Origin of the sequence: Gellertiella hungarica, assembly GCF_014197145.1 — a bacterium.
Classification (GTDB): domain Bacteria; phylum Pseudomonadota; class Alphaproteobacteria; order Rhizobiales; family Rhizobiaceae; genus Gellertiella; species Gellertiella hungarica.
The window spans coordinates 110,566-120,948 of sequence record NZ_JACIEZ010000011.1 but is presented as its reverse complement, the minus strand read 5'-3'; the positions used below and the strand labels follow the sequence as shown (position 1 = coordinate 120,948).

16 protein-coding genes and 1 tRNA gene are annotated in these 10,383 nt (G+C 62.0%); 2 read left to right on the top strand and 15 right to left on the bottom strand.

What is annotated here, in order from left to right:
• The first annotated feature begins 36 nt into the window (after nucleotides 1–36).
• Nucleotides 37–210: a hypothetical protein gene (locus GGR23_RS19830; RefSeq protein ID WP_183368057.1), complete on the top strand. Its 174-nt coding sequence runs from the start codon at nucleotides 37–39 to the stop codon at nucleotides 208–210.
• 46 nt (nucleotides 211–256) lie between these two features.
• On the opposite strand, the gene GGR23_RS19825 is transcribed toward GGR23_RS19830, so the two are convergent.
• The 3 genes from GGR23_RS19825 to GGR23_RS19815 form a co-directional block, all read right to left on the bottom strand.
• Nucleotides 257–475, bottom strand: a complete 219-nt coding sequence (locus GGR23_RS19825) for a hypothetical protein (protein WP_183368056.1) — start codon at nucleotides 473–475, stop codon at nucleotides 257–259.
• Nucleotides 476–517: 42 nt separating this feature from the next.
• Nucleotides 518–1,882 carry an NAD(P)/FAD-dependent oxidoreductase gene (locus tag GGR23_RS19820; protein WP_183368055.1) on the bottom strand — a complete coding sequence of 455 codons (1,365 nt, stop codon included), beginning with the start codon at nucleotides 1,880–1,882 and terminating at the stop codon, nucleotides 518–520.
• A gap of 153 nt (nucleotides 1,883–2,035) precedes the next feature.
• On the bottom strand, nucleotides 2,036–2,806 hold the full coding sequence (locus tag GGR23_RS19815; protein ID WP_183368054.1) for an NAD kinase: 771 nt from the start codon (nucleotides 2,804–2,806) through the stop codon (nucleotides 2,036–2,038).
• Nucleotides 2,807–2,975: 169 nt separating this feature from the next.
• Here GGR23_RS19815 and GGR23_RS19810 point away from each other — a divergent pair.
• A tRNA-Thr gene (locus GGR23_RS19810) sits at nucleotides 2,976–3,051 on the top strand.
• A 72-nt stretch (nucleotides 3,052–3,123) separates the two neighbouring features.
• Here GGR23_RS19810 and GGR23_RS19805 read toward each other — a convergent pair.
• The 12 genes from GGR23_RS19805 to GGR23_RS19750 form a co-directional block, all read right to left on the bottom strand.
• Nucleotides 3,124–4,398, bottom strand: coding sequence for a site-specific integrase (locus tag GGR23_RS19805; protein WP_183368053.1), 1,275 nt, complete (start codon nucleotides 4,396–4,398; stop codon nucleotides 3,124–3,126).
• Nucleotides 4,374–4,631 carry a winged helix-turn-helix domain-containing protein gene (locus tag GGR23_RS19800; protein ID WP_343066708.1) on the bottom strand — a complete coding sequence of 86 codons (258 nt, stop codon included), beginning with the start codon at nucleotides 4,629–4,631 and terminating at the stop codon, nucleotides 4,374–4,376. The genes GGR23_RS19805 and GGR23_RS19800 overlap by 25 nt, the downstream gene beginning before the upstream one ends.
• A 333-nt stretch (nucleotides 4,632–4,964) precedes the next feature.
• A complete protein-coding gene (locus tag GGR23_RS19795) occupies nucleotides 4,965–5,219 on the bottom strand; it encodes a hypothetical protein (RefSeq protein ID WP_183368052.1) in 255 nt (84 codons plus the stop codon).
• Nucleotides 5,212–5,841, bottom strand: a complete 630-nt coding sequence (locus GGR23_RS19790; RefSeq protein WP_183368051.1) for a hypothetical protein — start codon at nucleotides 5,839–5,841, stop codon at nucleotides 5,212–5,214. The genes GGR23_RS19795 and GGR23_RS19790 overlap by 8 nt, the downstream gene beginning before the upstream one ends.
• Nucleotides 5,838–6,989 carry an AAA family ATPase gene (locus tag GGR23_RS19785; RefSeq protein ID WP_183368050.1) on the bottom strand — a complete coding sequence of 384 codons (1,152 nt, stop codon included), beginning with the start codon at nucleotides 6,987–6,989 and terminating at the stop codon, nucleotides 5,838–5,840. The genes GGR23_RS19790 and GGR23_RS19785 overlap by 4 nt, the downstream gene beginning before the upstream one ends.
• On the bottom strand, nucleotides 6,986–7,525 hold the full coding sequence (locus GGR23_RS19780; protein WP_183368049.1) for an HNH endonuclease: 540 nt from the start codon (nucleotides 7,523–7,525) through the stop codon (nucleotides 6,986–6,988). Before GGR23_RS19780 ends, GGR23_RS19785 begins: the two co-directional genes overlap by 4 nt.
• Complete coding sequence (locus GGR23_RS19775; protein ID WP_183368048.1) at nucleotides 7,525–8,544, bottom strand: PD-(D/E)XK nuclease-like domain-containing protein; 1,020 nt, start codon at nucleotides 8,542–8,544, stop codon at nucleotides 7,525–7,527. Before GGR23_RS19775 ends, GGR23_RS19780 begins: the two co-directional genes overlap by 1 nt.
• The gene (locus GGR23_RS19770; protein ID WP_183368047.1) at nucleotides 8,537–9,406 is read right to left on the bottom strand and encodes a phage Gp37/Gp68 family protein; all 870 of its coding nucleotides are present in this window, start codon (nucleotides 9,404–9,406) and stop codon (nucleotides 8,537–8,539) included. The genes GGR23_RS19775 and GGR23_RS19770 overlap by 8 nt, the downstream gene beginning before the upstream one ends.
• Nucleotides 9,399–9,584, bottom strand: a complete 186-nt coding sequence (locus GGR23_RS19765; protein ID WP_183368046.1) for a hypothetical protein — start codon at nucleotides 9,582–9,584, stop codon at nucleotides 9,399–9,401. The genes GGR23_RS19770 and GGR23_RS19765 overlap by 8 nt, the downstream gene beginning before the upstream one ends.
• Complete coding sequence (locus GGR23_RS19760; protein WP_183368045.1) at nucleotides 9,581–9,868, bottom strand: hypothetical protein; 288 nt, start codon at nucleotides 9,866–9,868, stop codon at nucleotides 9,581–9,583. The genes GGR23_RS19765 and GGR23_RS19760 overlap by 4 nt, the downstream gene beginning before the upstream one ends.
• Entirely contained in the window at nucleotides 9,865–10,134 is a 270-nt protein-coding gene (locus tag GGR23_RS19755; RefSeq protein WP_183368044.1) for a hypothetical protein, read from the bottom strand. The genes GGR23_RS19760 and GGR23_RS19755 overlap by 4 nt, the downstream gene beginning before the upstream one ends.
• A complete protein-coding gene (locus GGR23_RS19750) occupies nucleotides 10,131–10,349 on the bottom strand; it encodes a hypothetical protein (RefSeq protein WP_183368043.1) in 219 nt (72 codons plus the stop codon). Before GGR23_RS19750 ends, GGR23_RS19755 begins: the two co-directional genes overlap by 4 nt.
• Between the last annotated feature and the right edge of the window lie 34 nt (nucleotides 10,350–10,383).

Sequence of the window (10,383 nt, the reverse complement as noted above, 5' to 3'; positions counted from 1 at the left end):
GCGCACCCCGCCCTCTTGCGGCAGAAGGAGCACCTGATGATCAGTGACTATCTCTGGTTTTTTGCCGTGGCGATCGGCCCGGTCATCCTCGGAGCCGTCATACTCTATGCGGTCCTGAGAAACCGCCGCCTCACGCCCGGCGAGCGGGTGGCGAGAAGCGAGGCCGTGCGCGAGATGTATACCGACAGCAGCGAGGACCGCCGGACCTGACGTCCGGCGTTTCTCGTTATCGACAGGCGAAGACGAAGCCCGGCCCTTACGGCTGGGCTTCGTTGTTCTTGCCGTCCTTCAGCGCCGGATGGCTTGTCTCGTCCTCCACCGCGTCGGGCGGAGAGTCGGCTGTCCGCTTGTAGGGCTCTTCCACCCTTGTCTTCGGGGCCGCACGGAAATCCTGCACATAGAAGAAGAACAGTCCGGCTGCGGCTGCAATGACCAGTGCTACGACGAAGACCATCGCGTTCGAGCGTCTTCCCATGATCGATCCTTTCCTGCTGCGTGAAAAAAGGCGGGGCCGCCATCAGCGGCGAACGGCCGCTGACGCAAGGGGAACTTCCTCCCCTTCCGAGAATTCCGGTTTCTCGTCGATGATCCGCGCCCCCCGCTGACGGGTGAGATACCGGAACATCCACTGGATCGAGACCAGCACCCGCTTCTCGAAATTGATCAGCAGATAGACGTGCACGATGGCCCAGAGAAACCAGGCGGGCCGGCCCTTGAGCCGGAAGCGCCCGAAGTCGAAGACGGCCGCGTTCCGGCCGATTACCGCGGTATTGCCCCGATTGTGGAAGCGGAACGGGCGTGGTTGCGCCCGACCCCGCGTGAGGTCGCGGATGACGGACGCCACATATTGCCCCTGCTGCTTGGCCACCTGAGCCAGCGCCGGCAGTGGCTGACCGTCCTCGCCCATGGCGAGCGCCGTATCCCCGAGGCAGAAGATCTCGGGATGGTTCTCGATGTTGAGGGCGGGTGTGACGGGGATCCGGCCGATCCGGTCGCCGCCGAGGCCGAGCCAGGCAGCCGCGGGAGAGGCCTTGATGCCGGCACCCCACACCACCGCGCCGCAGGCCACATGCGCATCGCCCATCTGCACCGAACCCGGCTCGATGGCGACGACGCGCTCGCTCACCAGCACCTCCACCCCGATGCTGCGGAGATAATCCTCCGCATAATGCGAGAGTTCCTCGGGAAAGGCTGCAAGCAGTCGAGGCCCGGCCTCCACCAGCAGCACGCGCATCTCGTCCTGATGGATGCGGCGGAAATCGCGGCGAATCATGTAGCGGCCCAGCTCAGAGACGGCTCCGGCCATTTCCACGCCCGTGGGTCCGCCCCCGATGATGATGGTGGTCAGTGCTGCCCGGCGCTCCAGCGGATCGTCGCTCCGCTCCGCGCGCTCGAAGGACGAGAGCAGGCGCTGGCGGATCATCCGTGCCTCGCGCAGGGTTTTCAGCCCCGGCGCCAGCTGGCGCCACTCGTCGTGACCGAAGTAGTTGTAATCGGAGCCCGTGGCAATCACCAGGATATCGTAGGGCACGCGGCTTGCATCTTCCAAGAGGACTGCCTTTGCCGCCGTGTCTATGCCCGTTGCCTCCGCGAGCAGCACCGAGATGTTGCGATGCCGGCCCACGGATTTGCGAATCGGTTCTGCGATATCGGCAGGCGACAGCGCCGCCGTCGCCACCTGATACAGCAGAGGCTGGAAGAGATTGTGGTTGCGCCGGTCGATGATCAGGACATCCGCCTCGATACCGCCAAGACCATCCGCACAGGCAAGGCCGCCGAAACCGCCGCCGATGATGACGACCCGCGGTCTGCGCCCCGCCGTCCATACCGGGGCGCTTCCTGCGCCCGAGGTCTCCTCAGTCGTCCCTGCCGGTTGCGCCATCCGCTGATCTCCGCCCTGCCGGCCACCATCGGGCGGCCTTCGGGGAGGAAACGGTGAAGCTCCCGCCTTGTTCCCGAAAGGATTGTCGGGCGCTGCGCGATATGCCTACGGGTTGCAGAAACTGTCGGGAAGACAGGTCCGGAGCACGATGCCCTAGTAGCTGAACTGCTCCTGCAGAATGCGGTCGGACCACGAGCGGTCGGGATCGGAGAGAATCCTTGCCGTGCTGTCGTTCGACTGGGCGATACGGACGCGAATGACGGATTTCACCTCGACATGGTCCGCCACCGCGTTGACCGGGCGCTTTTCCGGCTCCAGCACATGGATATCGATATCTACCTTGTCGGAAAGGAGCGCGCCGCGCCAGCGGCGAGGCCTGTAGGCGCTGACCGGCGTCAGCGCGATCAGCGGCGCCTCCAGCGGCAGGATCGGCCCGTGCGCAGACAGATTGTAAGCCGTGGAGCCAACCGGCGTGGCCGCAAGAAGGCCGTCGCAGATGAGTTCGGACAGCCGGATCTTGCCGTCTATCTCGACCTGCAGCTTGGCGGCCTGGTAGGACTGGCGGAAGACGGAAACCTCGTTTATGGCGAGGGCGACGGTGGTCGCGCCCGTGGCATCCATCACTGACATTTCCAGCGGATGAAACTTGTTCTCCACAGCCGATTCGATCCGTTCGGGAAGACCGTCCACGCGGTAGTCGTTCATCAGGAAGCCGACGGAACCACGGTTCATTCCGTAGATTCGCTTGCCCGAATTCATGGTGTGGTGCAGCGTCTGAAGCATGAAGCCGTCGCCGCCCAGCGCTACCACGGTATCGGCCTCCTCGAGCGGCACGTTGCCGTAAATGGCCTCCATCTCCGCAAGCGCGGATTGCGCCACGTCCGTGTGCGAGGCAAGAAAGGCGATGGAGGGCTGCACTGGCATATGGTCTTCCCGGGGCGAACTCCTCGAAACCCTACAGGGCAAGCGCCCGCGCGGGCAAGGGGCGCAACAGCTCTTTCGGTTCCATCCCCTTGACCGCGCATGCAAAATAACCACGTCGCCCGATATGGGCTTTACTCCCTGCGGAAATCTGCTATTTGCCAATCAGGTTGCCCTTGTAGCTCAGTTGGTAGAGCACCTGATTTGTAATCAGGGGGTCGCGGGTTCGAACCCTGCCGGGGGCACCAATAAATCCCACAAAATCAATCACTTAAAGCAAGCGCGCTACATTGCGCGTTCCTCGCGTTCCGACCGCGTTCCTAAGAGCGCGTTCCGGGGCCGTTCTTGATTCCCCGGCTTGCCACGCGCAGACGCGCCACTTCCCGGGTCTTCTCCAGAGTGCGGCGGTTATAGCGCTGGGTCGTGGCCGCATTCTTGTGGTTCGCGTGGTGGCGAAGGTGCTCAAGATCTGCACCTGCATCCGAGCCCTCGGTGACGCCCCCTGCCCGGCTGTCACGGTTCCATACGGAACGCGGAACGCCTGCCTCATCTGCCACCGATCTCCACACATCAGCGAAGTGCCGGCGGCGGTATGGCAGGCCAGTGGCTTCAGACTTGATCATCGGGCCGAACCGCTTCTCCGGGGGAACCATGTCGATGATCGACCGAAGGAACGGATACTGCATGGTATCGTGCTCGGCCACGACATCATCAACCTTGGTTGTGACCTTCGTCAGGATGCCCTGCTGATCGAGGTGCGACCAAAGAAGGCCGCCGCCCCAGCGCTGGCCCCGGTCCAGGATGCCGCCTGAAGCCGCATCGTCTGCCTTCTCCCACATGCCGATGACATCCACCTGACGCAAGGTGAGCTCGAACTGGAGCGCCTGGGCGAGCGCGATTGAAAGCAGGCCCTTCTCTACAGCCTTGTGGCAGATTGCCTGCACCTGCTCGAAGGTTATGGACTGCGTGCGTGCCTTGGGCACCGGGAACCGCATTTCCTCCAGCACGTGCTTCAGGCGGTAGCATTCAGGAAGATCCGACACGACGCCGAACCCGACGACGATGCGGAGCATCTGCATCACATAGTAGGCCCGCCGGGCGCGCTCGGGGTTCGGCGGAAGGACTTCGCCTCGCTGCCGTGCCTCCTCGCGTGCGATGGCTTGCGCTGCCGTATCTTCCGCCGGTTCCTTGAAATGGGCATACCACTCCTTCATGTCGAGGCCCGTCACGCGATCCAGCATGCGCGATCCGCACGCTTCATCGAGCAAATTCAATGCGTAGTCGTAGGATTCTCGCGTCTTTGATGAAACCTCGAAGTAGCTGGACGCCTTGTTCGAGCGATACAGACGAATGAGCGAGTGCAGGCTTTTGTCGTAGACGGGCGCCGGCCCGATGCCCTTCTCCGCCAGCCATTGCTTCAGCTCTGACGTGAGCGTCTGGCATACCTGGATGATCTCGCTCATGTCGCCATGAACGCGGACCGTCTTCTGCGGATAGTCTTTCGCCTTGGAGGAGACAGCAGTCGCAACCCAGTAATAGGCTGTCGTGCCGTCCTTCCTCGGCCTCTTCTTCAGGCCGATTTTTTCCGTTTCCATGATTCAACTCCATCTAGGGCGGGAATGCCCTGCCCCGATGCTGCTGCGAGTCCGTAGCGGCGGTCAAGGAACGCCTTCACGGCCGGCCAGTAGCGGCGATCTGCGAAAAGAGGATCGGGTTTTGGAAACCCAATCTTGTCGAGTGACGGGAGTGCGTCCCGCAGCTGCTCGAGCTTGAGGCCCATCCGCTCGGCGACCTGGGCTTCGGTTAGAAAGGCGCTTTCGCTTTTCACGGGCTGCCCTCCCTACTCCGGATGGCTGCGTCTGACACGCTGTGGATATGGCGCATCTGCCTTTTCAGATCATCCTCGGTATCGTCGGGGTGAAAAGACGACCGCATGCGTATGTGCTTTAGCGTCCGCTCCAACGCCTCCCGCTCTTCCAGCCGTCCTGCCTCGTGGGCTGCGGAGAGGGCGGTGGCGGAATACATGGGCTCAACAATATCGGGTTCTACGCTACGAACATTCGAAGCGTTAACTCGCGGGTCCTTCGGTCCAAAATGCCACGTCTCCCCTTGGTCACATGACCAACGCCAAGCCGCGGGCGCGATTTCTTCAATCCACCCGTCAGTCATTGGAGGCTCCTTTGAGGGCAGCCTTGGCCTTGTCGGCGGAAACACGCATCGCGTTTACCTCGCGAGAAACCTGTGCATCGCACTCGTTGCACATTTCCTTCCAGGAGAAGACCGGGCCTCCTGCGCAGTCCTGCGGGTAATCAACGGAAGCGCTGACAGAATACCGATATCCCAGATCAGATGGACGCTTCCCGTAAACAACCCCGCACCGGTCGCAGCACCATTTCTCTACGGTGAACTTACCCATTGTCCTCACCTCCCTTCAGGGCGGCGCGGATCGCCTCTACGACTGTGGCGTCTTCACCTTCAAGGCGGTGGCCGGCGGCTTCCTGCAGGGCTTCAATCTGGGAAAGCAATACGGATGCGTCGCCCTCCAGCGCCTTCACGCGGACTTCTGCGGCGGCCGCGCGGGCTTCCAAACCGTTGATGGTTTCTTCGTCGTGGTGGAGGCGGAGGTAAAGACGGTCCTTCAGTTCGTTGAGCCGCTCGATCTCCTCCCGGTCGGCGGGCGGGGTGGTGAGGGCGGAAAGGATGCGGCGCTCGAAATCGGCTTGGGCGGCGGACTTGGCGGCATCGAGGGTTACGAACGCGCAATCCTTGATGCTGCTCCACGTCAGGTTTACCTCGGGGGCATATGGTCTCGTACCACCAGCCCAGCTTTTGCCATCCGCCGTGATATTCAGCAGGTATTCGCGGTCACCCGCTCTTGCTCGCAGCCGGGCACCAGCTTCCTCCCAAACGAGCGGCTTCACCGTCACCCCCACAGGAGCGGCGGCGAGGGCGGCAGCACCACAGATGGCGCAGGGGATGTTAGGGGCCTTCGGGTTATCTTCGCAGGCGTAGCACTTGATTTCATTCGTCACGGTCATGGCTCAACTCCAGCGGCGTCTTCGATCACGCCAGTGATGAAGGTGTTGGTGGTGTCCGCCTCGGCGTTGCCCTTGATGCGCTCGTTGTGGGCGGTGAGTATCCGCTTGGCGATCTCGGCAACGTCAGCCACCGTGGCTTTCAAGGCGCTGTGGGCCGTCATCAGCGCGTCCCGATCCGCCTGCTTCGCGAGCTCCGCGTGATAGGTCAGGAGGTTCTGAACCTGCTGCTCGGTGATGGGCGCGGAGTCCGGCGCTTGGGAGGAGGAACCGGACTCCGCTGAAGCCTGCCCAGAGGGAGGAGAAGCAGGCTTGTTGGTATAGGTGGTTTCGCCTTTCGCCCAGGCGCGCAGGCGCTGGCCGGTCTCGACCGAAACCTGCCGGCCGGGGGCGAAGAACTGGGAGTAGGGCGGGTTGAGTTTTCCGTAGAACTGATTGCCCTGCATGAGCGGAACGCCCTTCTGGTCTGGCGTGACCATGAAGGAAATCGTCAGGTCGTAGAGCATGTTCTGCTCGCAGATCGGCTGCCACCCGATGTTCTGGACGGTCGTGCGCTTGCGGCCCTTATCGTCCTCGATCTCGACGGGCTTGGTGATCTCGCGGGCGCGGAAGCAGAAGATGACGTGCGCGCGAACCTGCCGAAGGTTCTTCATCAGGTGGGACTTGTGCTCGGCCTTCGGGACCGCCCAGGCTGGGAAATTGAACTTGTGCAACTCCCAATCCGCAAGGCTGTCATAGGGCTTCTTGGCTAGCCGGGCCATCTCGGCGGTGTGCATGTCGTGCAGGCCGCCGACGCCCTCCCATTCGTCAGAAGCTGAATCGATGACAACCACCTTGGCGCCCACGTTGTCGATCGCTTCGTTGATCGCGTCCCAGATCGCCCTCGGGCTGAACGGCGGGCGCATGTCCATGTACTTCACCCGGAACAGAAATTCCTTGATCAGCTCGGACTGAGGCCGGGTGTCGGTAGGAGTCGGGAAATAGTGGCGGGCGCGCCCTCCCTCCGTGTCAATGAAGGCAATGGGCTCGTCACCCGCCAGCCCGACAGCCAGCAGCATGGCGGATACGGTCTTGCCGGAGCCGGAAGCGCCCGCAATACCGATGATAAGGGAAGTGTCGTCGCGGACGCCATCCGTGAATTTGTTCGTCATGATGATCTTCCATGATTGGGGTGAAAACCGTACAGCCGCTCTGCGTCCTGCCTCGCAGCCACGGCGTCGGCCAGTTGGTCAAAGTGACCGAGGTGGATGCGCTGCCCGTCCGACCTGATAGTCGCTCGCCACTTGCCCGCCGGAGCGTACCATTCGACTCCGGTGTGACCTGATTTGTTGCGCGTCTGCCGTTTAGCGTTCTTGGTATTGGAGGCCTGATCCGTCGCTCGAAGATTGCCTATCCCGTCGCCAGCCTCGACACCCTGCTCATGGTCAACGAGGATCGGCATCACGCCATATTCCACGAGCCAGATAAGTCTATGGCGCAGATGCAAACGACCGCCGATCTGAATTTCGCGGTACCCGCGCTTGTTCGTGGACCCGGCCTCTTTTCCTGCGAAGCGAGAATTCCATGAACGGCAAGCGCGAACGGTCGGGAACATTTCTACCGGCCGCTCTTTCCATGTAAGGATTCCGGTGACCGTGTTGATGTCGCAAAGCTGGAAAATCAGGGAGCGAAGGCTGGCGTCATTCATTAGCATGGTCCTGCAATTTCGCGGGTGCGGTAGGGGTGCGTTTCGTAGGGGTTGACGGGATCGTGCCCGAGGTTCTGCAGCCGAGGGTCCTCGATCTCCTTCGCCATCCAGCGAGTCTCGATGAATGGCGGCATCTCGGCGGTCATGATCCCGCGCGGGTATCCCGGCCAGAGGTTCTCAGCCATGTGCTTGCGCCACAGCCGGAAGGCATCGCTGACCATCTTCTCGCCGATGATGCGGCCGGCGGCGTCGATCCGGGTCACCGTCATCTCGAAAGGCGGGTCCTGCTCCTGGACGATGAAGATGAAATCCAGCTTCATCTGGTGCTGGTCGATCTCCGGGAACAGTATCCGGAGACCGCGGCGATAGAAGCCGTCCTGAAAATGATAGCCGTTGTTGAAGATGGTCTTCGCCACAGCTTCCGGCGCGGCCCCCTGCTCCGTCGTCTTGTAGTCGATGCAGGTGACCAGCCCCGGCTCGATGTGCAGGCGGTCGGCGCGGAACCGCGCCCAGTTGTCGCCGCACGGGTCGATCCACGCCCCGGTGACCTCGTTGAAGATGGTGGCGGAGGTTCCAGCCCTAACAAGCGCCTGGATAGCGGGGTGCTCTTCGGCGGCCAGAACCTCCCGCGCGAACTGCACCATTTCGGTAGCCTTCTCGAAGTCCGGCTTGATCAGGCCGATACCACCGCGCTTCTGCACCATGGCGCGTTCTTCCTGCGCTGCCTTCTTCTTGAAGTCCTTGTAGTCGAGACAGGCGATTTCCGTGGGCTGGCCGAGCAACAGCGCGTGTGCAGCGCTGCCGATGTCCCGAGCACGGCTGTTCATTTCTTCCTTCTCTTCCTGCACGCTCAGCCGGGGGTGCACGGCCTTGGCATGCCGGGCGCTCTTGGTCAGCAGCTCGTAAGCCACGGACCGGCTGAGGCTTGGCGTCGGACAAGGATCAGCGTGATAGGCAGCCTCGCTCATCCGGTAGAGCCCGGGCACGGTGACGGTTTCGGAGTGGATCAGATCAAGCATCTGCCACCTCCGGAAACCCATTGTGCTCGACCCCGTCCAGCTCGCGGCCGGCGAACTTCTTCCCGACCTTCTGCATGGGCCAGCCAGACGGGGAGCGGTTCCCATCATGATCGATCCTGCAGAAATTACCTTCGTCAGTCGGCCATTCGCCATCCTTGGCTTGAAGCGGCACCCACTCGCCATTCTGCTTGTGGTGGAACGGCACCCCGGCGGCCAAAGCCTGATCGCGCAGTGAGCGGAACCAATCTGGATGAGTCGGCCGGGACTTATGGCCGCCTTGGTCCGTCTCTCCGCCGGTTATGACCCAGTCCGGCATTAAGCCCGACGGGACGATTACGGGCCCCAGCAGGGGTTCGAACGAACCGAAGGTGAAGAGCGGTTTCGCTCCAATCCGTGCGGATACGAGCCAACTCAAGTTGAGGTTGGCGCGCTTCTGATCCTCGACAGTGGTTCCAAGCGCCGCATTGATGGGCAAGCCCCCGGCGGCTTCCGCAAGCTTCACAATGTTCTGCGGGCGCTTGGTCAGAAGCAGATAGATCAGCCGCTGCGTCTTGCGCATCACCTCGAAGGCATCGGACCGCCACTGCGGATCGACCTGGTTATCGAAGATGTCAGCAAGGCTCGCACAGAATACGAACGGGCGCGTCCCGTCCTTCTCTGCCTTGCGCTGCCAACGGAATGGGTCATTCCACGTATGGGCGCCGGTGCGGACACGCGGAGCATTTCCCCACTGGACCTTCCCATAGCGCTTGTCCATCAAGGCTTCAGCATAGCAGCCGTCGCATGCCGGGCTGACTTTCGTGCAGCCCATCCAGGGGTTCCAGGTATGGGTGGTCCAGGAGATTGCGGAGTTCTCAGCCATCGGCCTTCTCCTTCTGCTTGATCCGCTTGCATTTGAGGATTTTGAGGCCGGGTCGGCGCTGCTCGCCGATCTTCCTGGCTTCTTCTGGCGTCTCTGCCTCGATGCGAAGGGCTTCAGCATCGGCAAAGAACACGTGGAATGAGGTCGTGGTAGAGGTGGGAGCGAGGGCGCCGGTCATGAGCGGCCCTCCGCCTTGGCGATGGCGGCGCGAGCAGCCACGCAGACCGGGTTCGCGTCTAGGAGGTAGACCCGCAGCAGCTCTTCGGCATCCTTCAGCGCCTCCAGCAGATCAGGCGCTGCCTCGATCAGAATGGCATCTGCCTCCGTGGGCCGAAAGGCATCATCATGTATAAGCAAAATTGTAGTGGACGAATAATTCCAATCCGACTTTAGGTTGCCTCGAAACAACCAACTGCGTTCTTTGCCAAATGCCCAAGGCCCCGGCGTGTGCTTCGGATTCATGCGTCACCGCCTTCCGTCTTCGCCAGCTCGGCAATGAGGGCGTCGGCATAAGACACAGCAGTCACCGCTATCGCCTCAGCGGTCGGATATCCGCCCATATTGGGGAGACCGAACGGATACTTTGACGCGATGCCCTGCATCGCCAGACCGGCGAAATGCTCGCGCATGGTCAGGCCGTGAGTGATCAGCCGTCCACCGGCAGGTGTGGGCAAATTTGCAGGGTGAATTGGCATCTCAGCCAGAGTGAACGGGAAGGGAGGCCTCATGCCGCCACCTGCTCGGCATACGCCTCGATCCAGTTGATGGCGTTCTGTGCCGTCTTCAGGTAGCCGGGGCAGGCCATCCCGCGGAATGCCGGGACGAAACCATCCTCGAGCTTGAAGACGACGCCCGTGCTGCGGCCGATCTGGACCTGCGCGACGGCTTCGTGGTCGGGGTTCTTGTTGGCCGGATGCACGGCAAGGGCGATAGCTGGAACCATGGGTTCAAACTCCAAAGTGTCAGATTGCGGGGTT